24 protein-coding genes and 1 other RNA gene are annotated in these 26,380 nt (G+C 65.7%); 11 read left to right on the forward strand and 14 right to left on the reverse strand.

Features of this window, described 5'->3' with window-relative positions; translation table 11 throughout:
* Window positions 1–99: 99 nt before the first annotated feature.
* Both rnhA and AC2EBU_RS04685 read right to left on the reverse strand, forming a co-directional pair.
* Window positions 100–552 (reverse strand): ribonuclease HI, encoded by a 453-nt coding sequence (gene rnhA / locus AC2EBU_RS04680; protein ID WP_484609206.1) that lies wholly within the window; start codon window positions 550–552, stop codon window positions 100–102.
* Entirely contained in the window at window positions 539–1,366 is an 828-nt protein-coding gene (locus AC2EBU_RS04685; protein ID WP_484609207.1) for a class I SAM-dependent methyltransferase, read from the reverse strand. The genes rnhA and AC2EBU_RS04685 overlap by 14 nt, the downstream gene beginning before the upstream one ends.
* Between AC2EBU_RS04685 and gloB the strand changes: the two genes are divergently transcribed.
* Both gloB and AC2EBU_RS04695 read left to right on the forward strand, forming a co-directional pair.
* Window positions 1,365–2,132 carry a hydroxyacylglutathione hydrolase gene (gene gloB / locus AC2EBU_RS04690; RefSeq protein WP_484609208.1) on the forward strand — a complete coding sequence of 256 codons (768 nt, stop codon included), beginning with the start codon at window positions 1,365–1,367 and terminating at the stop codon, window positions 2,130–2,132. The genes AC2EBU_RS04685 and gloB overlap by 2 nt on opposite strands.
* The gene (locus AC2EBU_RS04695) at window positions 2,129–3,730 is read left to right on the forward strand and encodes a transglycosylase SLT domain-containing protein (RefSeq protein WP_484609209.1); all 1,602 of its coding nucleotides are present in this window, start codon (window positions 2,129–2,131) and stop codon (window positions 3,728–3,730) included. The genes gloB and AC2EBU_RS04695 overlap by 4 nt, the downstream gene beginning before the upstream one ends.
* An 86-nt stretch (window positions 3,731–3,816) precedes the next feature.
* Here AC2EBU_RS04695 and AC2EBU_RS04700 read toward each other — a convergent pair whose 3' ends face one another.
* The 5 genes from AC2EBU_RS04700 to dnaX form a co-directional block, all read right to left on the reverse strand.
* Window positions 3,817–4,869, reverse strand: a complete 1,053-nt coding sequence (locus AC2EBU_RS04700) for an ABC transporter substrate-binding protein (protein ID WP_484609210.1) — start codon at window positions 4,867–4,869, stop codon at window positions 3,817–3,819.
* Between the two features lie 132 nt (window positions 4,870–5,001).
* On the reverse strand, window positions 5,002–5,427 hold the full coding sequence (locus AC2EBU_RS04705; protein ID WP_484609211.1) for an MAPEG family protein: 426 nt from the start codon (window positions 5,425–5,427) through the stop codon (window positions 5,002–5,004).
* 63 nt (window positions 5,428–5,490) lie between these two features.
* Window positions 5,491–6,087, reverse strand: a complete 597-nt coding sequence (gene recR, locus AC2EBU_RS04710) for a recombination mediator RecR (protein WP_484609212.1) — start codon at window positions 6,085–6,087, stop codon at window positions 5,491–5,493.
* Window positions 6,088–6,138: 51 nt separating this feature from the next.
* Entirely contained in the window at window positions 6,139–6,471 is a 333-nt protein-coding gene (locus AC2EBU_RS04715) for a YbaB/EbfC family nucleoid-associated protein (protein WP_484609213.1), read from the reverse strand.
* A 72-nt stretch (window positions 6,472–6,543) separates the two neighbouring features.
* On the reverse strand, window positions 6,544–8,343 hold the full coding sequence (gene dnaX / locus AC2EBU_RS04720) for a DNA polymerase III subunit gamma/tau (RefSeq protein ID WP_484609214.1): 1,800 nt from the start codon (window positions 8,341–8,343) through the stop codon (window positions 6,544–6,546).
* Window positions 8,344–8,518: 175 nt separating this feature from the next.
* Between dnaX and AC2EBU_RS04725 the strand changes: the two genes are divergently transcribed.
* The 5 genes from AC2EBU_RS04725 (at window position 8,519) to AC2EBU_RS04745 (ending at window position 11,784) form a co-directional block, all read left to right on the forward strand.
* Window positions 8,519–8,761: a hypothetical protein gene (locus AC2EBU_RS04725; RefSeq protein ID WP_484609215.1), complete on the forward strand. Its 243-nt coding sequence runs from the start codon at window positions 8,519–8,521 to the stop codon at window positions 8,759–8,761.
* 5 nt (window positions 8,762–8,766) lie between these two features.
* An RNA gene (gene ffs, locus AC2EBU_RS04730) (signal recognition particle sRNA small type) lies at window positions 8,767–8,863 on the forward strand.
* A 166-nt stretch (window positions 8,864–9,029) separates the two neighbouring features.
* On the forward strand, window positions 9,030–10,001 hold the full coding sequence (locus tag AC2EBU_RS04735) for an MBL fold metallo-hydrolase (RefSeq protein WP_484609216.1): 972 nt from the start codon (window positions 9,030–9,032) through the stop codon (window positions 9,999–10,001).
* 63 nt (window positions 10,002–10,064) lie between these two features.
* Window positions 10,065–10,517: an EVE domain-containing protein gene (locus AC2EBU_RS04740; RefSeq protein WP_484609217.1), complete on the forward strand. Its 453-nt coding sequence runs from the start codon at window positions 10,065–10,067 to the stop codon at window positions 10,515–10,517.
* A 49-nt stretch (window positions 10,518–10,566) separates the two neighbouring features.
* On the forward strand, window positions 10,567–11,784 hold the full coding sequence (locus AC2EBU_RS04745) for a formylglycine-generating enzyme family protein (protein WP_484609218.1): 1,218 nt from the start codon (window positions 10,567–10,569) through the stop codon (window positions 11,782–11,784).
* 75 nt (window positions 11,785–11,859) lie between these two features.
* On the opposite strand, the gene AC2EBU_RS04750 is transcribed toward AC2EBU_RS04745, so the two are convergent.
* Together AC2EBU_RS04750 and AC2EBU_RS04755 are read right to left on the reverse strand one after the other, a co-directional pair.
* The gene (locus AC2EBU_RS04750; RefSeq protein WP_484609219.1) at window positions 11,860–14,823 is read right to left on the reverse strand and encodes a hybrid sensor histidine kinase/response regulator; all 2,964 of its coding nucleotides are present in this window, start codon (window positions 14,821–14,823) and stop codon (window positions 11,860–11,862) included.
* A 24-nt stretch (window positions 14,824–14,847) separates the two neighbouring features.
* Window positions 14,848–15,963 (reverse strand): response regulator, encoded by a 1,116-nt coding sequence (locus AC2EBU_RS04755; RefSeq protein ID WP_484609220.1) that lies wholly within the window; start codon window positions 15,961–15,963, stop codon window positions 14,848–14,850.
* Window positions 15,964–16,203: 240 nt separating this feature from the next.
* Here AC2EBU_RS04755 and AC2EBU_RS04760 point away from each other — a divergent pair, with 240 nt between their 5' ends.
* Window positions 16,204–17,115, forward strand: coding sequence for an alpha/beta hydrolase family protein (locus AC2EBU_RS04760; protein ID WP_484609221.1), 912 nt, complete (start codon window positions 16,204–16,206; stop codon window positions 17,113–17,115).
* A gap of 64 nt (window positions 17,116–17,179) precedes the next feature.
* Here the strand turns inward: AC2EBU_RS04760 and AC2EBU_RS04765 are convergent, their stop codons facing one another.
* Complete coding sequence (locus AC2EBU_RS04765) at window positions 17,180–17,326, reverse strand: cation transporting ATPase C-terminal domain-containing protein (RefSeq protein WP_484609222.1); 147 nt, start codon at window positions 17,324–17,326, stop codon at window positions 17,180–17,182.
* Window positions 17,327–17,436: 110 nt separating this feature from the next.
* Window positions 17,437–18,357, reverse strand: coding sequence for an alpha/beta fold hydrolase (locus AC2EBU_RS04770; protein ID WP_484609223.1), 921 nt, complete (start codon window positions 18,355–18,357; stop codon window positions 17,437–17,439).
* A 214-nt stretch (window positions 18,358–18,571) separates the two neighbouring features.
* On the opposite strand from AC2EBU_RS04770, the gene AC2EBU_RS04775 reads away from it, so the two are divergent.
* The 3 genes from AC2EBU_RS04775 to AC2EBU_RS04785 all read left to right on the forward strand — a co-directional run bounded on the left by AC2EBU_RS04775 (window position 18,572) and on the right by AC2EBU_RS04785 (window position 22,824).
* Window positions 18,572–19,687: a phosphoserine transaminase gene (locus AC2EBU_RS04775; RefSeq protein ID WP_484609224.1), complete on the forward strand. Its 1,116-nt coding sequence runs from the start codon at window positions 18,572–18,574 to the stop codon at window positions 19,685–19,687.
* 80 nt (window positions 19,688–19,767) lie between these two features.
* On the forward strand, window positions 19,768–20,940 hold the full coding sequence (locus AC2EBU_RS04780) for a phosphoglycerate dehydrogenase (protein ID WP_484609225.1): 1,173 nt from the start codon (window positions 19,768–19,770) through the stop codon (window positions 20,938–20,940).
* A gap of 183 nt (window positions 20,941–21,123) precedes the next feature.
* Window positions 21,124–22,824 carry a hypothetical protein gene (locus AC2EBU_RS04785; RefSeq protein ID WP_484609226.1) on the forward strand — a complete coding sequence of 567 codons (1,701 nt, stop codon included), beginning with the start codon at window positions 21,124–21,126 and terminating at the stop codon, window positions 22,822–22,824.
* Window positions 22,825–22,985: 161 nt separating this feature from the next.
* Here the strand turns inward: AC2EBU_RS04785 and AC2EBU_RS04790 are convergent, their stop codons facing one another.
* From AC2EBU_RS04790 to AC2EBU_RS04800, 3 genes are all read right to left on the reverse strand, one after another.
* On the reverse strand, window positions 22,986–24,419 hold the full coding sequence (locus AC2EBU_RS04790) for a LutB/LldF family L-lactate oxidation iron-sulfur protein (RefSeq protein ID WP_484609227.1): 1,434 nt from the start codon (window positions 24,417–24,419) through the stop codon (window positions 22,986–22,988).
* 58 nt (window positions 24,420–24,477) lie between these two features.
* Window positions 24,478–25,188, reverse strand: a complete 711-nt coding sequence (locus AC2EBU_RS04795) for a LutC/YkgG family protein (RefSeq protein ID WP_484609228.1) — start codon at window positions 25,186–25,188, stop codon at window positions 24,478–24,480.
* Between the two features lie 70 nt (window positions 25,189–25,258).
* Window positions 25,259–26,077, reverse strand: a complete 819-nt coding sequence (locus tag AC2EBU_RS04800; protein ID WP_484609229.1) for a (Fe-S)-binding protein — start codon at window positions 26,075–26,077, stop codon at window positions 25,259–25,261.
* Window positions 26,078–26,380 lie beyond the last annotated feature (303 nt).

Here is a 26,380-nt window from a genome sequence, read left to right on the forward strand (position 1 = left end):
AGCGAATGTCGAAAAGCGGCCAATGTAGCAGTTCAAACCGCACCGCGTGCGTCACACCCGCGTCGGCTTCGCGCGCGCGGCGCCGGCTTTACCCCGGCTTTACACGCGCTGTGCCCGGGCCTGGTCGACACCAAGGTTGGCCAACGCGTCGGCGCGCTCGTTGCCCGCGTTGCCGGCATGGCCTTTGACCCAGTGCCATTCGATCTGGTGGGGCCCGCTGTGGACCAGACCGTCCAGCACCTGCCACAGGTCCGCATTCTTCACGGGCTGTTTGGAAGCCGTACGCCAGCCTTTGGCTTTCCAGCCATGTATCCATTCCGTGATGCCTTTGCGCACGTACTCGCTGTCGAGATACAGGGACACCCGGCACGGCCGCTTGAGCGCTCGCAAGGACTCGATGACCGCCGTCAGCTCCATGCGGTTGTTGGTGGTTTCGGCTTCGCCGCCGAAAAGCTCGCGCCGCACCGCGCCAGACTGGAGCACCACACCCCAGCCGCCCGGGCCCGGATTGCCCTTGCAGGCGCCGTCGGTATGGATTTCAACGTGATTCATCGTCTTTTCGTTCTTTACCCGTTGCGGAAAGGTGATAGTTTGCTACAGAAACAGAAGCAGGCTGAACCACCGGCGCCGCCTTCCACGGATTCGCCAGCGGGCGCATACCCCGCACCCGCTTGCAGGCGACCACAAAATAGGCGGCGCCCAGGATGGGCCACCAGCGCGCGCCAGCCCGGTCCATCCAGGCCAGCCGCTGCAGCCAGCGCTCGGAGCGGACCGCCGCCCGGTAGCAGCCGAAGCGCACCACCTCGACTTCAAATCCCAGCAGGCGCAGCCAGTCGCGAAGGCGCCAGTAGGCAATGAACTCGCCGGCATCGGGCAGGTACAGCGAACCGAATCCGAGGCGGCGGCACAGGTGGGCCCGTTGCTGGCGCAATCCCCACAGGCTGGCCGGATTGAGCCCGCTGATGACCACCCGCCCTTCCGGCACCAGGACGCGCTCGACCTCGCGAAGCGTGGAATGCGGGTCCAGGTTCAGTTCCAGCGCGTGCGGCAGGGACACCAGGTCAAGACTGTGTTCGGGAAATGGCAAGGCCGCGTGGTCACACAGCAAATCGAGGCCGGGGCCGCGTTCTGCTTCGTCCGCTGGCAGTCCGCAGCGGGGTGATTCCAGTGCAAGCCAGCGATGGGGCATGCGGTTGTTGCGCAAGGTATCGAGATCGTCCAGGCCCAATTGGAGCGCGTGATAGCCGAACAGATCCGCCACCGCCTGGTCGAACTGATCCTGCTCCCATTCAAGCAGATAACGCCCCGACGGGGTCTGGAACCAGTCGTGCAGGCGAACAGGGGTTTCTATAATCTGGGCTTTCATGGACCTGACTGCACTACCCGCCTACTCCGACAACTACATCTGGCTCCTGCACGACGGTCACCGGGCGCTGGTGGTCGACCCCGGCGATGCGGAGCCGGTATTGCAGGCGCTTCATCGATGGCAACTGCAACTGGAGCAGATTCTAGTCACCCACCATCATCCCGATCACACCGGTGGCATCGACCGGCTGCGTCACGAAACCGGTGCCCTGGTGCGCGCGCCCGCTCGGGAGTCGGTTTCCCCGCCAGTCACGGGCCAGATCGGCGGTGACCGATTCGACGCGCTGGGCCTGCGCTGGGACGTCCTGGATGTACCCGGCCACACGGCGGGCCATGTGGCCTATTTCTGTGCCGACGTGGACGGTGCACCGGTGCTCTTTTGCGGCGACACCCTGTTCTCCGGCGGTTGCGGACGCCTGTTCGAAGGCACGGCGGCGCAGATGCTGTCGTCGCTGGACCGCCTGGCGGCGCTGCCGGATGCAACCCAGGTCTGCTGCGCGCACGAGTACACCCTGTCGAACCTGCGTTTCGCGCGGGTCGTCGAGCCACACAATGCCGATCTGGAAGCGTATCAGAAGCGGTGCGAGGCACTGCGAGCGACCGGCCAACCGACCCTGCCAGCTCGGCTGTCGGTCGAGCGGGCAATCAATCCGTTCTTGCGCAGCCGCGAGCCATCGGTCCGGCACGCACTGGCCGGCCAGTGTGACACCGGCGACGATATCGCCGCCTTCGCCGCGCTGCGCGAATGGAAGAACCGTTTCCAATGAAGACTATCGCTTGTTTTCTGCTTCTGGGCGCAAGCCTGCTGGCGGGCTGTGCCGCACCGATGGGCAGCGTGCGGGCGAACGTGAACACGGCCGCTTCAAGCGACGCCATGCCATCCCCGGCCGTGATGCCGGCCGACCCGAAACCGACGCCCACCACCGCCCCGGTGTCCGCGCCAACGCCCGGGCCCTCCCGTTTTTCCCTGTCTGCGCCCTACCTGGCACCGCCGGGGTCTGCCGCCGACATGCGGCCGATTGAAGCCGTCGCGCTGCGTGCATCGGCCGTGGCGGCGCTAGAGCCTCCGGCCGACATCTGGGACCGGATTCGGCGGGGATTTGCCATGCCGGATCTGGAGACCGACCTCGCCCAGGACCGCACCGAGTGGTACGTCAGTCGCCCGGACTACATGCAGCGCATGGCGGAACGTTCGCGCAAGTACCTGTTTCACATCGTCGAAGAGCTGGAGCGGCGCAACATGCCCAGCGAGCTGGCCTTGTTGCCCTTCATCGAGTCGGCCTTCAACCCCCAGGCGGTCTCCCATGCGAAAGCCGCCGGCATGTGGCAGTTCATGCCGGCGACGGGGCGGGATTTCGACCTGAAGCAGAACATGTTCCGGGACGATCGGCGCGATGTGCTCGAATCGACGCGTGCCGCACTCGACTATCTGCAAAAGCTCTACCGCCTGTTCGGCGACTGGCACCTTGCGCTCGCCGCCTACAACTGGGGCGAAGGCAGCGTGATGCGTGCCATGGCACGCAACCGTTCGGCGGGTATGGGCTTGCGCTACACGGAACTGCGTATGCCGGACGAAACACGCTATTACGTCCCCAAGCTGCAGGCCGTCAAGAACATCGTCGCCCGTCCGGACTACTACCGCACACGGCTGCCGGACATTCCGAACCACCCATTCTTCGACACGGTCGATATCACCCGCGATATCGATGTGGCGCTGGCTGCGCGGCTCGCCGAAGTCGCGGTCGATGACTTCCGGGCGCTCAACCCGTCGGTCAACCGACCGGTGATCCTGGCAGCCGGCACACCCCAGGTCCTGCTGCCGTGGGACAACGCAGCGGTATTCAAGCAAAACCTGGCCCAGCACGGCAATGCCCGACTGGCCAGCTGGACCGCCTGGCAGGCGCCCGTCAACATGACCGTCGCCGAAGCCGCACGTCGCGTGGGTACCAGCGAAGCCCAGTTGCGGGAGGTGAACGGCATACCGCCAAGGATGCTCATCAAGGCTGGTTCAGCCCTGGTGGTCCCCCGCAAAGAGTCGCAAGAACAGGACGTTGCCAGCCATGTTGCCGATAACGGCCAGCTCGCGCTCGCACCGGAAGTGGTCCTGCGGCGAAGCACCGTGAAGGCCCGCAAAGGTGAAACCGTCGCCAGCCTGGCGGCGCGGCTGCGGTTGAGTGCCACCAGCGTCGCTGAATGGAACCGCAGCAGCCCGTCCGCAGCGCTCAAGGCAGGCCAGGCCGTGGTCGTCTATCTGCCGGTTCCGGCGCGGGCTGCCGCACGTGGCCCCGCGGGTGCCCGCAAGGCAGCGCCTGCGCCGACCCGACGGCCCCCCGCGCGCCCCACCCCAGCGCGCCCGCGTCGCTGAGCGACGCATCGCTGCAGGGCGCCCGGGGTGCCCTGCAGCGGTGTGCGTCGCGGCCGCTGCCCGGCGGCGGCAGCTGGGGTTGGCCCTCAGAGCCGGAATTGCTCGCGCGCCCGCAACGCAAAACTCCCCGACCATGTCTGCGACAGGTCGATACGGCCGAGACGGACCTCGGGATCATTGGCGGCCAGGTGCCGCAATGCAGTCCAGGCGCCGTCCTCGGCCAGAACACCGTCGGTGGAGAAGCCTTCCTGGTTCTTTGCCAGTGCTGCAAGGTAGACCGCCCGATCCCCCAGGAACATGCGCTCGGGCAAGGTTCGCACCAGATCCCGGGGTCCCGCCGTCTGCAGCCAGCGAAGGGCGTGGACCACCGCGTTGGCCAGGGCCTGGGCATGACGGGGGTTGCGCTGGAGAAACGCCGACGTGGCATACAGGCACAGGCCGGGCATGGGTCCGCCGAAAAGTTCGGCCGTTCCCCGCAAGGTGCGGGTATCGGACAGCACCCGCACTTCGGAGCGCTGCTCCAGCTGGGTCATGGCCGGATCCCCATTGCACCAGGCATCGAGTTGCCCGCTTCGCACGCCATGCAACCCGGTCACTGCGTCGGCAACCGCCTGCCATTGAACCTCGGTCGGGCGCAGTCCGGCCCGACTCAGCACCTGGCGGGCGACCAGCTCGGACGTGGTGCCCGCACCGCCGTAACCGACGAGTTGGCCCCGAAAATCTGTCAGAGCACGCAAGGTGGCGTGCTTGCGGGTTGAGATGCCAAAGACCACCTTCGGCACCCGGGCCAACATCACAAACGCCACACCGGGTTTGCCGCGCGCCTGCAACCGCATCGTCTGCTCGTACGGACCACAGACCAGCTCGGTCCCGCCCGAAAGGAAGGCCTGCTGGGACTGCGCTTCGTCCAAGGATTCGACGAAATCGACGTCCAGCCCTTCCTGGCCAAAGAATCCCCGGTGTAACGCCACGCTCAGTGGCAGATTGGCCAGCGACAGGCCCCCGGCAACGGTCACAGTGACCCGGTTGCGCTCGGTGCCGGTCTGGCTGCGGACCATCGGCGCGCCCACAACGGCCAGGCCCGCACCCGTCCAGCGGAGAAAACGCCTTCGCTCCGGCATCCACAGCGCTTGAGCCACCCTCACCCTCACCTCTTGAAAACTGTTCTTGTGACAGTTCCGAGCTTAGGCGCAGTTCGGGTGGCAGACCATCGGTAGCTACCCCGTTCGGGTTTTCACGACTCACCGGGGAAACCCCGATGACGAAACGGTTCAGCGGAATCCGGCAAACAGGATCGCGATATTGGCGCCCAGCCCAACCATCCAGGCAATCGAGCGAAAGGTCGCCAGGTCACCCACGTACATCAGGATGTAGAACAACCGCGCCACGATGAAAATGAACGCCAGCAAATCCACCCGCAACTGGGGAGCGCCCATCTGGTGGGCGATGATGACAGCGCCGATGAAGAACGGCAGGGCCTCGAAACTGTTGGCCTGCGCCGCGTTCGCCCGGGCCCGCCAGTCGGTCTGTCGGGCAAGCCACGCCCTCGGGTTGTGGTTGTCGTAGCCACCATCACGCCGGGCCTTCCTGAACATGCCCCATTTGGCAATGCCGGCGCAGGCCAGAGGCAGCAGCGCGGCCACGAGGACACACCAATAGGCCACGGAAAAACGAACCAGCGACAGGGAGGTATTCATGGGTGTTTCCTTTTCCGCCGGTTTGCCGGCAAACGGGGTGCGGAGAGCACGGGGGAGAAAAACTCAGGTCTGACGACGATCGACCATGGCGTGGGCAATCGTTCCAAGGTCGACATATTCAAGCTCGCTCCCGGCCGGCACGCCGCGTGCCAGGCGCGTAACCTGCAGGCCCCGGCGGCGCAGCGCCTCGCCCAGAACGTGGGCGGTCGCCTCGCCTTCGGCAGTGAAATTGGTTGCCAGGATCACCTCCTGCACCACGCCGTCGGCAGCCCGTTCCAAGAGGCGGGCCAGTCCGATCTCACGCGGGCCGATCCCGTCCAGCGGACTCAGCCGCCCCATCAGAACAAAATACAGCCCGCGGTACGCGGCAGTCCGTTCCACGGCGGCCTGATCGGCCGGCGTCTCGACCACACACAGCTTGCTGTGGTCACGCGCCGGGTCCATGCAGGTGCGGCAGATCTCCGATTCCGTCAGCGTGTAGCAGCGACTGCAGTGGCGCACGTTGGCCTGCGCCTCGTTGAGGCTGTTTGCCAGCAAGCGCATGCCCTCGCGGTCATGCTGCAACAGGTGAAACGCCATCCGTGCCGCCGAGCGTGCGCCCACGCCGGGCAGCCTGCGCAGCGCCTGCACCAGCAACTCCAGTGATCGGGTATCCGACAAAGGGTCAGCGACCGATAAGTGACAAGGCCTCCGATACGCGAGCGACGCGCATCAGAAAGGAAACTTCATGCCAGCAGGCAGGCCGGGCATGCCGGCTGTGAGTTTCCCCATGCGCTCTTGCGCCGTGTCATCCGCCTTGCGCACGGCCGCGTTGAAGGCCGCCGCGACCAGGTCTTCCAGCATTTCCTTGTCATCAGCCAGCAGGCTCGGATCGATCGTGACACGCTTGACGTCATGTTTGCACGTCATCAGAACCTTGACCAGACCGGCACCGGATTCGCCCTCGACTTCGACAAAAGCGAGTTCATCCTGTGCTTTCTTGAGGTTGTCCTGCATGGCCTGCGCCTGCTTCATCAGACCGGCGAGTTGTCCCTTGTTGAACATGAACGAATTTCCTTCGCAATGGAGGTTGGTGATGGCGCCCACCCCGACAATGGAGCGAGCGCCGGATAGAAATCAGCTGCGGTCCGGTCCCGCCTTGATGCTGCCGGGCACAATTTTCGCCCCAAACTCGCGCATCATCTCCTGAACGAACGGATCGGCCTGAATCAGTTCCTGAGCGGCACGCTGGCGGCGCGCCAGTTCCATCGCCAGCCGCCGCGCCGGAGAATCGCTGACCTGACCGATTTCCACGGTCAGGCTGACCGGGTGGCCGGCCGCGTGCAATGCGGCCTGCAGCCGCTCGCGGGTGCTGGCCTGATTGAGCGATTCACGCTCTACCCGCAGCACCCAGCGGTCGCCGTCGCGACCCACCAGTTGGGACTGCAGGGCCAACTCCCGCACCAGCGCACTGATGGCGTCGCGATCCATCAAGGTCCGCACCGTCGCCTGCCAGAGGTCACCCGCATCATCCGTGAAGGGCATGGACCTCGACGGCGTTTCGGCACGTGGTGCGTCATCGGCACCCGCCTCAGGCGCACCGAGGCCTGCAAGCGCTGTGCGCGGCCCTGGCCGGGGCTGTTCACGCACCGGAATCGATACGATTTTTGTAGCGCCAGAAGACCTTTCCGCGCCGGGTATCGGGCTATTTTTATCGTTTTCCGGTACTTCGCCACGGCTGACGGTGCTTTCACCTGCCGGTCCCGGCATCGACGGCACTCCGGCCGCCTCAGGTGCTGGCTTCAGGCTTTTTTTTTCCACCCCGGTCCCTGCGGTCGCCGGCTTGAAGGCCAGCAGACGCAGCAAGACCATGGTCAGGGCGCTGTATTCATCGGGCGCGAGCCCCAGTTCGGCACGCCCGTGCAGACACAGGCTGTACAGCAACTGGGTTTCATCAGCGGGCATCAATGCGGCCAGACGAGCCACCTCTGCCGCCTCGGGGTCCGGATCGGACAGGTCAGGGCCGGCGCCACTTTGGGCTACGGCCATGCGCTGCAGCAGCGTGACCATGTCCTCCAGCGTGCTCACCGCATTCAGCCCGTGTTCGCGCAAGAGGTCCACCGTCTCGACAAGCACCCGCCCCTGCCCCAGTGCCGAGGCTTCGATCAGGCGCAGCACATGGCCGCGGTCGGCGCTGCCCAGCATCTGCCGAATGACCGGCAGCTCGATGCGGCCGGCACCGAACGCAATCGCCTGGTCGGTGAGGCTCAGCGCATCCCGCATCGAGCCGCGCGCGGCGCGGGCCAGCAGATGCAGCGAGGCCGCATCGGCCGGCACGTTTTCGCGAGCCAACACCTGCTGCAGATGCTCACGCACGGTATCAGGGGCCATCGGGCGCAGGTTGAACTGAAGGCAGCGGGACAACACGGTCACCGGCACCTTCTGCGGATCGGTCGTCGCCAGCACGAACTTGAGATACTCGGGCGGCTCCTCCAGCGTCTTGAGCATGGCGTTGAAGGCATGGTTGGTCAGCATGTGCACTTCGTCGATCATGAAGACCTTGAAGCGACCCTGGACCGGCTTGTAGACGGCCTGCTCCAGGAGCTGCTGCACCTCATCGACGCCGCGGTTGGACGCGGCGTCCAGTTCGGTGTAGTCGACAAACCGGCCGGCGTCGATGGCCTGACACGCCGGACAGACCCCGCAGGGCTCCGCCGTAATGCCGCCTTGGCCATCCGCACCCTGGCAGTTGAGCGACTTGGCCAGAATCCTCGCTACCGTGGTCTTGCCCACCCCCCGCGTACCGGTAAACAGGTAGGCATGGTGCAGACGCTGCCGCTGCAGCGCGTTGACCAGTGCCTGGACCACGTGGCCCTGCCCCACCATCTCGGCGAAATTGCGCGGACGGTACTTACGGGCGAGCACAAGATAGGACATGACCGGATTCTAAGTCGCCCCCCCTGATCAACCGGTCGGGGTCAACCCCGCGGCGAAATAGGGCGTTGTCTCCAAAACATCGAAAAAACCGGGCCGGCGAAAGGTCCGGTAAGGTTTTATTGGGTATGCTGCGACGCACCAACCGGGAATCACACTGCTTCAAAGCCAAACAGCCATGCTGCAACGTGTCCACTGTCTGCCGATCGGATGTTCCGACGAACTGCTCGCCTTCGCCAGTCCGGAAGTTATCCGTCTTGTCAATGCGCTGGAGGGCTGTTGCCACCCCAAGCGCGAACGGCTGCTGGCGCGCCTGGCCCTGGACCCTCGCGATGAGGAGCTTGCCAAAGCCCGATACGACGTTCTGGAACTGCTGACGCTTTCCTTCGGACCGGCCGAAGCCCGTCGTCGCCTACAATAGACCCCGACGGGCCTTCCCGCATGGTGAAGCGGCCAACCGGGTCAGGTGGGGAACCAAGCAGCCCTAACTGTGGAGTCAGTGCCGGGGTCAAGGCTCGTCACCCCTTTCAAACCTTCAGGTCATGCGCATTGGGCTTTCAGGACCCGTGCCGTAACGCAGGCTGAACGCCAATTCCCCTTCTTGCATCCCCGGAAATGTGACTGATCAGTCGCAACTTGGGCGACCTGGTGCACCATGGTGACCCTTATCACCTTCACCGGAATTGCACATGATTCGACGACGCGACCTGCTTGTAGGCGGCTCTGCTGCCACCGCCGCCTATCTGGCGGGCTCATTTCTGCCACTGGTAGCCCAAAACGCGCCCAACTTCGGCGCCCCTTCCGTCGTGCAGGTCGGATTTCGCCGGCAAAAGCTCGGCGACATCGAAATCATTGCACTCAATGACGGTGTTCTTCGCCGCCCGCTGGCGGCGGAGTTCGTGCGCAATGCCCCACTGGCCACCGTGCAGGAGCTGTTGCGCTCCCAGAACATGCCGGTCGAATACATCGACATTCCGTTTACTGCCTTCCTGGTCGTCGCAGGCGGGCGCCGCATCCTGATGGATACCGGCTTTGCCGACAACGGACCAGCCACGACCGGACGTCTGCTGGCCAACTTGCAGGCCGCCGGACTGCGCGCAGAAGACATCGATACGGTCCTCATCAGCCATTACCACGGCGACCACATCAACGGACTGCGTAACCGGGCCGGCCAACTGGTCTTCCCCAAAGCCCGCATTCTGGTCCCGTCCATGGAACACGGATGGTGGATGGACGATGCCCGTATGGCCGCCGCGCCCGATGCCATGAAGGGCGCATTCCAGGCGGTCCGACGCGTTTTCGGTGGCCTGGGTGCCGATGTGCTGTCGACGTTCGAAGCCGGCGCGGAGCTGGCGCCGGGGGTGCGCAGCATGGCGGCCTATGGCCACACGCCCGGACATACCCTGTTCACCGTGCACAGCGGCAACGAGAAGTTTGCCTATGTCGCCGACATCACCAATGTGCCCCAGCTGTTTGCGCGCAATCCGGACTGGGCCGTTCAGTTCGACATGGATGCCGATGCCGCGCGTGAATCGCGCCGCAAAGTGTTCGACATGGTGGTCCGCGACAACATGGTCACCGGGGGCTACCACTTCCCCTTCCCGGCTTTCGGCAAGGTCGAAAAGCTGGGTGCCGGCTTCGACTTCAAGCCGGTCGCCTGACCCAGGCGAGGAAGAATGCTGCCTGCATCGTCCGATCGGTTGCCTGTGCCTCGGTTCTGGTTGATGAAATCCGAGCCGGAGGACTGCTCGGTCGACGATGCTCTGGCGGCGCCGCAAGCGACGGTGCCGTGGACCGGAGTACGCAACTACCAGGCCCGCAACTTCCTGCGAGACGCCATGCAAGTGGGTGATGGAGTCCTGTTTTACCACTCCGGGTGCGCCCAGCCGGGCATTGTCGGGCTGGCACGCATCGCTTCGGAAGTGCTGCCAGACCCCACCCAGTTCGATCCGGCCTCACCGTATCATGATCCCGCCGCCAGGCCCGAGGCCCCCCGCTGGTTGCTGCGTGAAGTGCAAGTTATCCGGCGAACGCGGCTTCTGTCCCTGACCGAGATGCGGGCCGACCCCGCCCTGGTCGACCTGCCGGTGTTGCGCCGCGGCAACCGCCTGTCGATCACCCCCGTGACCGCAGCCCAGTGGCACCACATCGTCAGCATTGTGGACGCCCCCCGCTGACGGTGGTCAGCGTGCGATACTTGTTTCGCACTTCGCAGGGGATTGTCGTATGGAGTTCCTGAAATGGGTCGGCGTGGCTGTTGGCGCCGCTGTCGGTGGTTACTACGGCCAGCAGCTGATCGGATGGTGGGCCGGTGGCGCCGCGGGCTTCGTCGGCGTAGCCATTTTTCTGAGCTTGTTGCTCAAAGGTCAGTGGCTCATGTCCATCCTTGCCTTCGTTGCGGGCTTTTGGGCGCTGTTTTCCCTGATCGGAGAAGCTCCGCCGGCCGCAAAGACGCCGTTGTCCCCCGCGTCCCAGGCCGCCACACCCGGCTCCGCACAACGTGCGGCCCAGGAAAGCTTACCCGCCGTCGCGCCGGCCTCACGCGCTGTGCGCAGCGACGAACCCAGCCCGCGGCCCACGGCCCTGCCCGAATCGGTCACCCGCGACGGCGCCATTCGGGACTGCCCACAGTGCCCCGAACTGGTGAATATTCCACCTGGGAGCTTCCAGATGGGCAGCACGCCCGGCAAGGCCATTGCGGGTCGCACCGTGGATGCCCGTGAAGGCCCGGTTCACCGGGTATCGGTAGCGTCCTTTGCGGCCGGCCGACACGCCGTGACACGGGCTGAGTTCTCGGCATTTGTGCAGCGCACCGGGCACAAGACCGATGCCGAGCGGGACGGCGGCTGTTTTGTCTGGTCCAGCGGCGAGTGGGCGCTGCGCGCGGGCACCTCCTGGAGAAACAGCCTGTTGAAGCAGGCCGACAACCATCCCGTTGTCTGTGTCAGCTGGGACGACGCCCAGGCCTATGTGAAATGGCTCAGCCAGGAAACGCGCCGGAACTACCGGCTGCTCAGCGAAGCAGAGCGGGAATATGTGGCCCGCGCGGCAACCACAACCCTGTTCTGGTGGGGCGACGAGCTCACACCGGACAAAGCCAACTACCAGACAAGTGCGCCGGATTTCCAGGGCAGCGCCAAAGGTCCCTGGCGGCAATCGACGACACCGGTCCATCAATTTGATCCGAACCCGTTCGGCCTGTACCAGGTCCACGGCAACGTCTGGGAGTGGGTTCAGGACTGCCACCATGACTCTTACCAGGGCGCGCCGGCAAACGGCAGCGCCTGGACTGAGAAATGCGCGTCGCCCGCCCGTGTCTTGCGCGGCGGCGCCTGGGTGGGAGACCCTGCCGATCTGCGCGCCAGCAGCCGGCTATGGCTTTCGCCGGCGATGCGTTTGCAGGCGGCCGGCTTTCGGGTCGCCCGCGACCTCACCAAGCCGTAATTCGGGCAAAAATCGCCCGTACCCAGCGTGAAAAGGTCGCTTTAAGCTATCTTTTTCATATCGTGGCAGGTCGGCTCAGAGGGTTCCACCGAGCCGCTCGACCGCCTGGCGCAGTGCGTTTTGGGCTTCGGCCGCCACAACACGCAAGCTGTCAGCCGCCAAAGGGGCCACCTGCCCGGCGCGCGCCTGCTCTTCGATCTGCTCGCAACATGCCGCCAGTGCGGCGAGGCCGATGTTTTCGGCCGCACCGCGCAGCCGGTGCGCCGCCGACGCAAGGGCCGGCGCATCACCCGCCTGGGCGCTCAGAACAATGGCGTCGACACGCTCGGTCACGGTCTGCAGAAAGTCTGACGCCAGGTCACGGCGGACCGTCCCCAGGGCGTCATCGATCTCGCCCAGCAGCCGCCAGCGCCCGGCATCCATGGCCGGTCGCGGCGACGTCACGGCGTCGTGCGGCGCGGCCGAGGGTGACGAACCCGCGGTCGGGCCGTGCCTCTCCAGAACGCGGGCCAGCAATGGCAATTCCAGAGGTTTGGACAGGAACTCGACCAGACCCGCTTCGCGCGCACGATCCAGGTCCTCGCCCAGGGTCGATGCCGACATGCTGATCAGCACCGGTGCCCGCGTAGTCCATCGGGCGGCGATGGCCCGCGCCGTGGCAAACCCGTCCATCTCGGGCATGTGGCTGTCAATCAGTGCCATGGCGTACGGACGTCCGTCCTCGAAAGCACGCTCCAGCGCCAACAAAGCCTCGGCCCCACCGGGCACCCCGGTATGCGAGTAGCCCAGGCGCTCCAGCATGGCGGCCGCGACCTTGAGATTGATCGGGTTGTCATCGACCACCAGAACCCGCACCGCATGGTGCCTCTGGCGCGGCACCTGCGGCTCGGGTGTCGGCACGCCCGCCGGATCGGCGGGCACGGCATTGACGGTGAACCGGAATGTCGAGCCGTGCCCCGGCTCGCTGGCCACCGTAATCCCGCCGCCCATCCGTGTGACCAGGTGGCGACAGATCATCAGACCCAGGCCGGTGCCGCCATAGACCCGGGTTGTGGAGGTATCCCCCTGGGCGAAGGGCTGAAAAAGGCCCGCAATGCGCTCTGGCTTGATGCCCACTCCCGTATCGGTCACTTCCCATCGCAGCTGGGGCGTGCCACCGACCGGTGACAGGGCCGGGTCGACCCGCAATGTCACGCCACCGATCGCGGTGAACTTGATGGCGTTGGACAGCAAATTGAGCAGCACCTGGCGCAGGCGGGTCACGTCGCCCCGGATCGCCACCGGAACGTCCGGCGCGACCTGGACATCGACGCTCAGGCCTTTTTCCTGCGCTTTCAGGCGGATCATGTCCACTGCCTGGCCGATGGTGGCACGCACGTCCAGAGGCTCGTCTTCCAGGGTCAATTTGCCGGATTCGATCTTGGAGAAATCCAGAATGTCGTCCACCACCGCCAGCAACTGGTCGCTGGAAACCCGCAGGACGCCGATCAGGTCCCGCTGCTGGGTCGTCAGTGCCGATTCCGCCAGCAGCTGGCTCATGCCGACCACGCCGTGCAAGGGGGTACGGATTTCGTGGCTCATGACCGCCAGGAAACCGGCCTTGGCTTTGACAGCAGCCAGCGCTTCCTCGCGGGACGCGGCCAGTTCGGCCGTGCGCTCCTGCACCCGGCGCTCCAGTGACAGGGCTGCGTCCTGCAGGGCTTCGTTTTTCTCCTGCACCTCGACCCGATAGGCGGCCAGACGTACGGCACTGTCGTGCATCACCTGCGACAGGTGGTGAACTTCACGAAAAGGCGTATACAACTGCACCGCAGGCACATGGCCGGACCCCAGGCGCTCGGCCGATGAATTGAGCAGGCGAAAGCCCCGCGACAGACGGGCGGCCACCCAGATCGCCAGCAAGGTTGACACCAGAATCAGGGCAGCCATGGCGGCATAGGCCCATTGACGGGCCTGGATCACCTGGCGGGTGAAATCGCTCTCCGGCGCCACCACGACCAACTGCCAGGCAAGCCCATAGCGATCGCCGAACGGCCGCTGCAAGGCAATCAGACGGCCGCTGTCCAGCCCCAACGAGCTGCGCCAATCCCCTTCGCCGCCCATCCGCATCATGCCGGGCACCCGGACGTTCACGCGCGGGTCAGCGACACGAACAAACCCCTCGTAGGCTGCGCGGACCAGCGGATTGGTACTCTCCTGCGGACGGATTCGTTTGTATCTGTCGCCCTCCAGACGGTCGAGCGGCTCATCGAGGGAGGTCGCCACCATCAGCCCCTGGGCGTCGACCAGGAAGGTCACCGCGTTGTCGCTGACGCGGGTGCTGCGGATCAGGTCGGTCAGCCGGGCCAGACTCATGTCCACCGCCATCACGCCCAACAGGGTTTTCTGGTCTTCGGCGTAGATGGGATGGGCCAGGGTGAGGTCAAACTGCTTCTTGACGGCGGACCGGTAAACGTCGGTAAACACCCGTTGCCCCGTACGGGTCGCCAGACCGTACCAGGGCCGCTGTCGTGGATCGTAGATTCGGTCTTCCACCTTGATCAACTGGCTGCGGTCGCCGGGCGCGGCGATCCGGTAGTGGCGACGCCCGGTGTCTCCGGGGCGGATGGTGCGTACGACCGTGGCGTCCCCTTCGCGCTCGACGCCCAGAAAGGTCCCGTCCTGTGTGCCGAAATACAGGTACGGGACATTGATCGACTGGCGCGTGAGCGCGTAGGCCATGTTCTCGAACAGCGCGTGGTTGCGCAGCCAGTTGCGGGTGCGTTCGGCCTCGGTGCCTTCGGTCGTCACCGGGGGAACCAGCGCATTCACGATGGTGTGGGATTCGCCCAGATGGGCCATGGCACCCACCTCCACCCGGTGCGCCGCCTGGCCCATCGCGTTCTCCGCCAGGGTTTCGATGGCCCGCGAGCTGTTGGACGACAGCAGCCAGGACACCAGAACGGCGGGCATCAGCGTGGCCAGCACCAGTGCCGCAACAACCGCCGGCCCCAGCGGAATGCGCCGGGCCAGCCCAATTTTGAGTGCTCTGGCATTCATTCCCGGCCCCACGACACTGGCATTTCAGGTGCCATGGGGTTCCACCGAGCAGACATCCATCGGCCCGGTCCGGTTGGGCAGCGTCAGCAGATACCGCGCGCAAGGCCGCAACGCACCGGTAACCTGTCGCAACAACGGAATCGACACGGTGACATTGCCCAGCGCCGGATTGGCGTTACGCTGCATCGCCAGCACGTCAACGACCACTTCACCCACCGGAATCAGCTGGGGATTCCCCCCCAGGTACCCCTGCAGCTTCATCATCGCGACCGGGCCGCCATGAAGCGCCACATCGACATCAAAAGACGGCAGGTTGCGACCGGGAAAGGTCCGCTGAACGAAATCCGCCATGCCGGATGCCGACTTCTGCAGGCCGAAGGCTGCCTTGATCGCCCGCAGCGCGTGGGGCGCGGTTGCCGAGGGCTCGGGATCGGCGAAGACCGCCAGCACCCCTTCGCCGACAAACTGCAGCACACTGGCGCCGAACAGATGAACGGTGTCGCCGCTTTGCTCGTAAAAGCGGGTCAGCAATTGCGCCATTTCGGCGGGATCGAGCTGGGCAAGCCAGGCACGGCAATCGCGGATGTCGGCAAAAAGCACGGTCGCTTCGTCATATTGCGAACTGACATCAGATTCGGAGTGACCCGGCCAGCGCTCGCTGAGCTCGCGGGCGAGACGCTTTTCATAGCGGTCTTGGAGGTCCCAGGAGTGTTCCTCCAGCGCTTCCGACAAGGCTGTCTTGACGTGCAAGGCCTGCGCCGCCTGGCGCATCGACTGGCGGTTGAGCTGGGCGGCCACGGCGTCCAGCACCTCACGGGGGCGAAGGGGTTTGGTGATGTAGTCGTCAGCCCCCAGTGTCATGCCCTGGCGCATCGCACGACGCTCCTGCAGCGAGGTCAGCAGGATGAAAGGCGTCAGGCCCACCCCGGCATGCTCGCGCACCCGGGTCAGCAATTCGAAACCGGTCATGCCCGGCATGTCCACGTCGCTGATCACCACATCCGGTTGGTGTTCGACCAACTGCGTCCAGGCGCTGGCACCATCGGTTGCCGTCAACACCTTGTACCCTTTGGTCTGCAAGGCCACGCTCAGCAACCTGAGCGTTCCCGCGTCGTCTTCTGCCACAAGTATCCGAGCCATCTTGATTCTTTTATACGAAAGTATTCCATACTACGAGCATTGCCCCGCCCAGATTGGCGCCGCGGCGACAAAACCAGGCCGTTCAGCCACTGCGCTGTGACATGCGACCGTTCTCCGTGGCGGTCGGCAACACATTTCATGTCGTCCGGCCACACGCCGGACGCGCCCTGACCACCGGCCGGACCGCCACGGTACAGTCGGAGCCACCCACAACGGACCCGTCACGCGCGCCGCATTGCCATGAAACCCGCAGAAACGTTCTCGATCACCGCCGATGACGGTCACCGGTTTGAAGCGTCCCTGCACGCCACGGCCGACCCGACCGCACCCGTTCTGCTTTTCCTGCCGGCGCTGGGCACGCCCGGCCGGGTGTATCGCGGCTTCGCCACCGCATTGGCCGCCCAGGGCGTGCAGGTATGTATTACCGACTGGCGTGGCATGGCCAGCAGCAGCGTGCGGGCATCCCGCGGACACAACCACGGCTATCAGACCTTGGTCGAAACCGATGTGACCGCGCTGCTTGCGCAGCTCGCCCGGCGGGTTCCCCAGGCGGCGCTGTGGGTCGGCGGCCACAGCCTGGGCGGACAGCTTGCGACCTTGCTGGCGGCCCGCCAGTCTCCGCCCGTGCGGGGCCTGGTCCTGGTGGCCAGCGGCAGCGTCTATCGACGGTGTTATTCGCCGGGCTTACAGATCGGCATCCGTTTTCTGGGCCTGATGGCGGCAATCACCGGCGCGCTGATCGGGCATTTTCCGGGGCGGCGGTTCGGTTTCGGCGGCCGGGAAGCACGGGGCGTGATGGACGACTGGCTTCACGTCGCCCGCACCGGACGCTACGAGCCCGCCGGCTCCACTTTCGACTACGAAACCGCATTGCGCCGTCTGACCCTGCCGGTGCTGGCGCTGAACTTCCGCCGCGACACCTGGGCACCCGAAGCCGCGGCGCGGCATCTGCTGGACAAGCTGGCCGCCGCGGACCGGCATCCCTGGATCTGGGGCGATGCCGAAACGGACGGGCAGCCGCTGGACCATTTCTCCTGGGCCCGCAAACCCGATCTGGTGGCCGCGCCAGTCGCGCAGTGGATACACCAGCACCGCACCGCTCACTCGCGGGAAAGCGCCCCGAATAGCTATGTTATTTATAGCTATAAGTGACCTTTTTACGCTGGGTATCGCCCGAAAACGCCCAAAAACCCTTGCTGCGGGCGTTTGCGGGGGGTCAGCTGCGGCTGTGATGTCGCAAAAGGGCCTTCTCCAGCTCCAGCAGCACCAGCACTGCCACACCGGCCAGGGCACATAACAACACCTGGTCGGGCCGCAGCGCACGGGTGTCGAACCAGTTCTGCATGAACGGCGCATAGGTCACACGGCCGACACCACCCGGTCGAGCGAGCCGGAGAACATGGCGATGGCACAAAGAGCAGCATGCGGCACCGTGGGTCCGGGGCCTTCCTGCCCGATCGCCCGAGGCAGGTGCTACGGCGCGACACCCGCACCGTATCGGCCCACCCAGGTTTCAATCCATCGCCGGACCTCGGCGGGCTGCTCGGTCACCGGCCAGTGGTGGCAATTGATCGTCTCGACGTGGCACCGTTGCAATTGCCCCAAGCGTCGCTTGACGGCCGTCTCGTCCTGAAAGTCGGCAAAGGCGGAGCGCAGTACCAGCACCGGCGCGGCAATCGCTGCCAGTGAGGCAATCGGCCGAAAAATCTCGACCCAATCCTGAAGGTAGTTGGCCAGGGGAATATGTCGCAAATCTTCCCGCGCGGCGCTGTAGCGCCGAACAAAGGCGTCCCGCGCGGCCGGATCGGACAGTGCGGCACGCGCTTGCCGGTCCAGGTGCTCCAGATCGAGCGCCACAAGCCGGCGCCGATACAGGCCCAGGGCATTCAAGCCGCGGACCGCACGCGCCGCTGCATCAAAAACCGGGCCGGCCCGGACGTAGTGGCGCTTTCCGGCGACAACGGCCTCCCGGAATACCGGGTCGACCAGCACCATGGCAGCCACACGCTGCGGCGCCACGGCAGCGAACTGCATGGCAACCGTTGCGCCCAGGCTATGACCGACCAGAACGGCTTGCCGCGCCTGTTCGACGTCCAGCAATTGCCGCAAGTCGTCGCACCAGTCCGACAGGACAAATCGCCGCCGGGTCATCGATTCGCCATGCCCCCGCAAATCGACCCGGATCAGGTTGTGGCGTTCGACCAAGCGGGTAACGCGGACCAGTTCAGCCCAGCGCGACATATTGCTGGCCAGGCCATGGATGAACACCACCGGATTGCCAGGCTGGGCGTTCGGGGTGGGACGGACCCGGTAGACCACCTCCCCATCCGGCCGGGGCAGCACCTTGCGCACTTCGGATGGGATAGGCGAGACCGGTGCCGGCGATCGGATCATGGAGCAATCTCGACAAATCGGAGTATCAGGATCACGGATTCAGCCCGCAGAGAAAACCGCAAGATACCTCACGCCACGGAAGGCAGAAGACCCGGCGGTCTCGGGGTCGCTGCCAAAAAACCCCGTTGCTAGAATCAGCCGCTGATCCGGACGCGGCACGCGCCCCCCCCCCCCTTTCTCCCCTCCGATCCCCTGCCTCCACGGACCCCTCCCCATGCAACCCACGGTCAAACCCCGCAATCCCAATTTTTCTTCCGGCCCCTGCGCCAAGCGCCCCGGCTACGATGTGGCCGCCCTGCAGCTCGACGTGCTGGGCCGCTCGCACCGCTCGGCGCTGGGCAAGAAGGCGCTGGGCCTGGCCTGCACCGAGACGGCGCGCCTGCTGGGCCTGCCCGAAGGCTACCGCGTGGCCGTGGTGCCGGCCTCCGACACCGGCGCGGTGGAAATGGCGATGTGGTCGCTGCTGGGCCCGCGCGGCGTGGACGTGCTGGCCTGGGAATCGTTCGGCTCCGGCTGGGTGACCGACATCGTCAAGCAGCTCAAACTGCCCAACGTGACCAAGCGCGAAGCCGGCTACGGCGAGATCGTGGACCTCTCCACCGTCAACTTCGACAACGACGTGGTGTTCACCTGGAACGGCACCACCTCGGGCGTCAAGGTCCCGAACGGCGACTGGATTCCGGCCGACCGCGCCGGTCTGACGATCTGCGACGCCACGTCGGCCGTGTTCGCGATGGCGCTGCCCTGGGACAAGCTCGATGTGGTCACCTACTCGTGGCAGAAGGTGCTGGGCGGCGAAGGCGCGCACGGCATGCTGATCCTGAGCCCGCGCGCGGTGCAGCGCCTGGAGAGCTACAGCCCGCCGTGGCCGATGCCCAAGATCTTCCGCATGACCTCGGGCGGCAAGCTGACCGAGGGCCTGTTCAAGGGCGAGACCATCAACACCCCGTCGATGCTGTGCGTGGCCGACTACCTGGACGCGCTGGCCTGGGTGGAGCGCCTGGGCGGCGTGAGCGCCACCATCGCGCGCAGCGAGGCCAACCTGAAGGTGATCGAAGACTTTGTGGCCGCCAACGACTGGATCTCCTTCCTGGCCAAGGACCCGGCCACCCGCTCCAACACCAGCGTCTGCCTGAGCCTGAAGCTCGCCGAAGACCAGGTGAAGAAGGTGGTCAAGCTCCTGGAGGCCGAGGGCGTGGCCTATGACATCGGCGCCTACAAGGACGCGCCGGCCGGCATCCGCATCTGGTGCGGCGCCACGGTCGAATCCGCCGATCTGCAGGCCCTGATGCCCTGGCTGGCCTGGGCCTATCAGACCGTCAGCGCCTGACCCCCGGCAGGCACCCCGCCTGCCCCGACTGCGGGCCATCTCCCGCGCCAAACGCCCCCCAAACCCGACGGAGCCGCGCCATGTACAAGGTCAGAACCTACAACCAGATCTCCGTCAAGGGCCTGGAGCGGTTTCCCCGCCAGTCCTATGAAGTGGGCAGCGATATCGGCCACCCCGATGCCTTCCTGCTGCGCAGCCAGAAGCTGCAGGGCGTGGAAGTGCCCGCATCGCTGGTGGCGGCCGCGCGCGCCGGCGCCGGCGTCAACAACATCCCGGTGGCCGACTACAGCAAACAGGGCATCGTGGTGTTCAACACGCCGGGCGCCAACGCCAACGCGGTGAAGGAACTCGTCATGGCCGGCATGCTGCTGGCCACCCGAGGCATCCTGCCGGGCATGGCCTATGTGCAGTCGCTCACGCACCTGACGGACGCAGCCGAGATGTCGGCGCTGCTGGAGAAGGAGAAGGCGCGCTTTGCCGGCGGCGAGATCAAGGGCAAGACCCTGGGCATCGTCGGCCTGGGCGCGATCGGCTCGATGGTGGCCGAGATGGCGCTGGCCATGGGCATGAAGGTGGTCGGTTTCGACCCGGCGCTGTCCATCGACGCGGCCTGGCGCCTGTCCAATGAAGTCACGCGCATGGAGAACCTGGCCACGCTGCTGGCGCGCTCGGACTACGTTTCGCTGCACGTGCCCGCCATGGACGCCACGCGCCACCTGATCAGCGCCGATGCGCTGGCCGGCATCAAGCCCGGCGCCGTGCTGCTGAACTTTGCGCGCGAAACGATTGTCGACTCGGCCGCGGTACAGCGCAGCCTGGACGCCGGCCGGCTGGGCCGCTACGTCTGCGACTTCCCCGAGCCCGCGATGCTGGGCCACGCCAAGGTGATCGCGATGCCGCACATCGGCGCCAGCACCGAGGAGTCGGAGGAAAACTGCGCCGTGATGGCCGCCAACCAGCTGATGGACTATCTGGAGCACGGCAACATTACCAATTCGGTCAACTTCCCGGCCGTGCGCATGGAGCGCACCCCGGGCGCCACGCGCATCACGTTCTCCAACGACAACGTCGCCGGCGTGCTGGGCCAGGTGCTGTCGGTGCTGGCCGAGCGCCAGGTCAACGTGATCGACATGATGAACAAGAGCCGCGGCGAGCTGGCCTACAACGTGATCGACGTCGATGGTGCACCCGACCCCGCCGTCACCGCCGCCATTCAGGCGGTGGCGCACGTGATCCGTGTGCGTGTGGTGTGAGCAGTTCGGCGAAAATCGACAGGCCAGGCGCCGGCCGGAAAACACGCGAACAAGGGGGAGGAAATGAACCGGACTCTCGTTCAACTGTTCCGTGTCGGTCTGCTGGCGTGGTGCGCCGCGGCGCTTCCCGTTTCGGCGGCCACCGGCTTCGCACCCGATCCGACGTTCGGTACCGCAGGCGTGATGCGTGTGCCGTCCGCTCCCGACATGACGGGTCCCCACTACCTCGTCGATGTTCAGGCCGATGGGGATGGCGCGTTGCTGATCGCGCGGCGGGTCTTATTCCAGCCGATCCCCGCGCCCTCCGCCACGAGTTCGATCAGAGTCCCGAGCTCACAGATTGATCTGGTCCGGGTCTCCCATCGCGGCGTTTTCGACACCACTTACGGAAACCGTGGCCGAACCGTTCTGGAAGACGGCTATTTTCGGGCTGCGGCATCTCGTATCAGCGTGCGGCCCGACGGGTCGGCGGCATTTCTGTCCCACATCTGCATGGGCTCGGCAGGGCTGACTTGCGATGCCAAGGCCGGTACCGTGGCTGCCAACGGGACCATCCTCCAACTCGCCACATCGACATTGCCCTTCTCGGCCAACGGCGGCCATTGGCCGGGTTCCGTCGCCGCTGCCGCCGACGGTGGCTTCCATGTCGGCGGCGCACAACGGGTCGGCACGGGACTGCCGGCGGGTAACGCCAACCTCGTCAGGTTCCGAACCGACGGAACCGTTGAAGAGCGGTTCGGAACATGGGGAACCGTTTCCCGACCGTTGCGCAGTTCTCAACCGTGCAACGAACAGGTCTGTGGCGCGAACCAGATTGCGGTTCAACTGGACGGCTCGATTTTCTTCTCGGCCGTCGTCGGCGGGGGACTGATGATCTACAAGATGGACACTTGGGGTCTCAGGGACGACTCGTTCGGCGAAAAGGGCCAGGTCCTGCTACCGATACCTATAGACGAGTCCCGAAGCACCTTGTCGCAGGTGATCGTGCTGGCGCTGCCCGATGACTCAGTCGTCATCGCGACCCTGTCCCGCCTGCGCTGGACCGCAGCCAATCCCGATTCATATGTCTACGAGGGCACGCTGACCCGGTTGGATGCACGGGGAAGGCTGCAGCAGGCTTATCCCCTGGAGGGCAACGGCATCGCCGAAATCCGACTGCTCCCTTTGCGCGACAGCAGCGTTCTGGTCGTGGGGACCGGCGGCCCCCAGGTGTCGATGTTTCGAATGACGCCAAGCGGCGCATTGACAAGCCGACTCGGCAACATCGACCTGAACGAGACCCGGATTACCGGCAGCGCGACCGTATTCTTCGACCGGGCCGATCGGCTTGTGACGGTGGAGCCGGATACGGCCGACCCACGGGAATGGGTCGTTCGCCGTTTTCTGCCCGCAACCGAGCCCGTGCCGCAGCCGGTGACGGAGTTCTTCAACACGGCGCTGAGGCACTATTTCATCACCGCCGGGCCGGGCGAGGTGCAGTCCATCGAAACCGGCGGCGCCGGCCCCGGCTGGACCCGGACCTTCAGGGACTTCAAGGCCTACCTGCCGGAAACCGGAATTCCAGGGGGCGCAATGCCCGTCTGCCGGTACTATGGCACTCCGGGTGCGGGGCCGAACTCCCACTTCTACTCCATCGACAGCGCCGAGTGCGCCGAGGTGTCGCGCGACCCGGGTTGGACCTATGAGGGAATTGCCTTCTACCTGTTTCCGCCGACCCTCTCCGGCACCTGCCGCGCGGGTACGCGACCGGTCTACCGGGTCTACAATCGCCGATTCGCTCAGAACGATTCGAATCACCGCTACACGACCGATCCGGTCCTGTACGCGCACATGATCAACGAGGGCTGGGCGGCGGAGGGGGTCAAGCTGTGCGCTCCGTCGTGACGCCGGAAATCTGCACGTCGCGTCTGACCGGCAGATTGCGCCTCGGGAGCGGCACTCACAGCCGATGAGAGGTGGAGACACCACCATCGCCAAGCGATCCCGGACAGGACCGGGAAACGCCAACACGGCGTTTCAACCTGGCAAGTCAGGGTCGGGCCGTCCTACGGCTTGCGCTCTTTCAGCAGGTCGCGCAGGCGCTTGGGCGCGGGGACCAGCGGGGTGCGGCTGCGCGTCCAGGCGCCCTGCTCGCTCGGCGACAGCGCCCGGCCGCGGCTCATGAACCAGGAGGCCAGCTTGTACAGCCCGCTGCGGCTGTACACCTGCGCCCAGGCGCCCCACACCGCGCTTGCGGCCGCGGTGCGCCCGGCGCCACTGCCGCGCAGGGTTGCCTCTTCGCTTTCCGGCTTCGCCTGCGATTCATTGCGCAGGCGCACCAGGATGTCGGTGATCGGGATCTTCACCGGGCAGACTTCGACGCAGGCGCCGCACAGCGTCGAGGCAAAGGCCAGCGGATACGTGGCGTCCAGGCCCAGCATGTGCGGTGAAATGATCGCACCGATCGGCCCGGGATAGGTCGTGCCGTAGGCGTGCCCGCCGATGCGGGCATACACCGGGCAGTGGTTCATGCAGGCGCCGCAGCGGATGCATTTGAGCGTCTCGCGCAGCTCCCCGTCGGCATAGGCTTGCGTGCGCCCGTTGTCCAGCAGGATCAGGTGCACCTCTTCCGGGCCGTCCTTTTCGCCGGGCTGGCGTGGACCGCTGATCAGGTTGAGATAGGTGGTCATCGCCTGCCCCGTGGCCGAGCGCGACAGCAGGCTGAACAGCGGGGGCACGTGTTCGAGCTTCTCCACCACCTTCTCGATGCCGGTGATGGCGATGTGAACGCGGGGCACGGTGGTGCACATGCGACCGTTGCCTTCGTTTTCGACCAGGCACAGGCTGCCCGTTTCAGCCACCGCGAAGTTCACCCCCGACAGGCCGATATCGGCATCGGCGAACTTGCGCCGCAACACCTTTCGGCCAATGCGGATCAGCGCGTCGACGTCCTCGGTATAGGCTACGCCGGGGATTTCCCGGGCAAACAGTTCGGCAATCTCCTGCTTGGTCTTGTGGATCGCCGGCATGATGATGTGCGACGGGGCTTCACCGGCGAGTTGCACGATGTACTCGCCCATGTCCGATTCCAGCGCCTCCAGGCCAGCGGCTTCCATCGCGTGGTTGAAACCCACCTCCTCGCTGACCATCGACTTGCCCTTGATGATGCGCTTCGCATTGACCCGTCTGGCAATGTCCAGGGCAATCGCGTTGGCCTCGCCGGGGTCCTGCGCCCAGTGCACCTGAATGCCATTGGCGGTGAGCCGGGCCTCCAGTTGCTCCAGCAGGCGCGGCAGATTGGCCAGGCTGTAGCGGCGAATCTGCGAACCCAGTTCGCGCAGGCCCTGCAGCTCGTCCTGATCAGGAAACTGGGCGCGCCGCTTGGCCTGCAGGAAGTCCATCGCGCCGCGGAAGTTCTGGCGTTGCGCCGGGTCGTTGAGCACGCCGCGGCTGCGCGCCTTGAAATCGTCCATCGGATGGATCTTGATGACCTGGTTCATTGGAAAACCTCCGTGCTGCGCACTGCGGTGCTATTCGCCTTGGGAGCGGCCCGGCGGCTCATTCCGCTTCTCCCGGGTTGGCGGGCTCTGCGTGGCGCAACAGCAGGACCAGTTCCCGCGGCCCGTGCGCGCCAAAGGCCAGCGTCTGCTGGATGTCGGCTGTCTTGGACGGGCCGCTGATCAGCAGGGCATTGGTCGGCAGACCCTGCGCCCAGCCCTCTGCGGTGATCGCGGAAAAAAAGTCGGCATGGATGGTGGCCACGTCCAGCAACACGAAGTGCACCGAGGGCACCAGCGACATCAGGCGCGGCTCGGCGGGCGTGGGCCACAGCACCAGGGCGCCGGTTTCGGCAATCGCGCTTTTCGCCAGGGTGAGCGCGGCATCCACGTCGTCGAACAGCACGTCGCGCCAGCCGTCGATGGACTCGCTGTAGCGCTTGAGGATCAAGTGGGCGGGCTCAAGCGCCTCCAGTTGAGCGCCATGCGGGGTGTCCGATCCGATCAGCAGGTTGCGCAGCCCTTTGGCCGCGGCCAGGCGCAACAGCAGATCGGGCCATCCGTCGGCGGTGGTGTCGTGCACCTCCGTCTTCATGGCCTGCATCGCGTTGCGCAGGCGGCTCACGCGCTGCGCGGTGTCCTCCTGCCGCTGGCGCGCGTCAAACCAGGCCTTGACATCGGGCAAGGGCACCGGCTGGGGCGTGGCGGCGGCACGCAGTCGCGCCAGGATGCTGGCGCGGGCGCTGCCGTCAGGCGCAGGGGTGGAGTTCAAGCGGCTGTTCATTGCGTGACCTCTGTGCGCCGCACCGCGGCCTTGCCGGTCTGGGGAGCGTCCAGGCGACTCATGCGACTTCTCCGGTGTTCGATTGCGCCGTGGTTCGGCGGTACAAAAAGCTCGCCAGGTGTTCGCCTTGCAGCGTGGGCGCGGTCACACCGGCCAGTTCGTCCTGCCTGGCGGCGCGGCCGGTGATGTTGAGCAGACAGCCGCAATCGGCGCTGACCACACGCTCGGCGCCCGTGTCGCGGATGGCGGCCACCTTGTCGTTGACGATGGCCTCGGAGATATCGGGGTAGCGCATGGCGAAGGTGCCGCCGAAGCCGCAGCATTCCTCGATGCGCGCCTGCTCGACCACCCGGACCTGTGCCAGGCTGTCGAGCAGCGCAGCGCTGGTCTCGTGCGCGCCCATCTGCCGGCGGGCATGGCACGAGGTGTGCAAGGCGATGGTGCACGGCGCGCCCAGGTCGGGATGGCTGAAATTGACCACATGCACCAGAAACTCGCTGAGTTCATAGACCCGCTCGGACAGCGCGACGGCCTGGGCGTGCAGCACCGGGTCGTCGGCAAACAGATGCGGATAATGATTGCGGATCATGCCGCCGCAGGAGCCCGAAGGAATCACCACCGGCCACGGCTCGGTGAAAAGGTTCAACTGTTGCAGCGCCACGGCGCGCGCCTCTTCAGGAAAACCGCTGCTGTATGCCGGCTGCCCGCAGCAGGTTTGCTGCTCGGGAAAATGCACACGGATGCCCTCGCGCTCCAGCAGGCGCACGGTGTCCAGTCCGGCCTCCGGCGTGAACTGGTCGATCAGGCAGGTAGCGAACAAATACACGTCCGAGGGCCGGGACGGGTAAACGCGCGCCTGGTGCGTCGCTGTGGTCATCTCGTGTCTCCTTGACTTGAAAATTGGGAAATCACGCTCGGGGGGACACGGACTCGCGCCGCGCCAGGCGTCGGACCTTCAACACCGGTCTTCGCCCACCGAACTGAAAACGACGATACCAGTTCGCCGACACCCGCGAAAGCGGCATGCAGACGATTTCACGCCGGAAAAGCACTTTTCAAAACCGCCAGGCAGGCCTACCCGCCCAACCGCCCGCTCGCCTGGCGGTTGCCGGCGCCCAAAAACGGGACTTCGGTGGCTCCATGACGAGGGCCGGTGGCACATGTCGACGGGGACCTCCCG

The sequence above is a fragment of the Curvibacter sp. T50 genome, assembly GCF_057219955.1.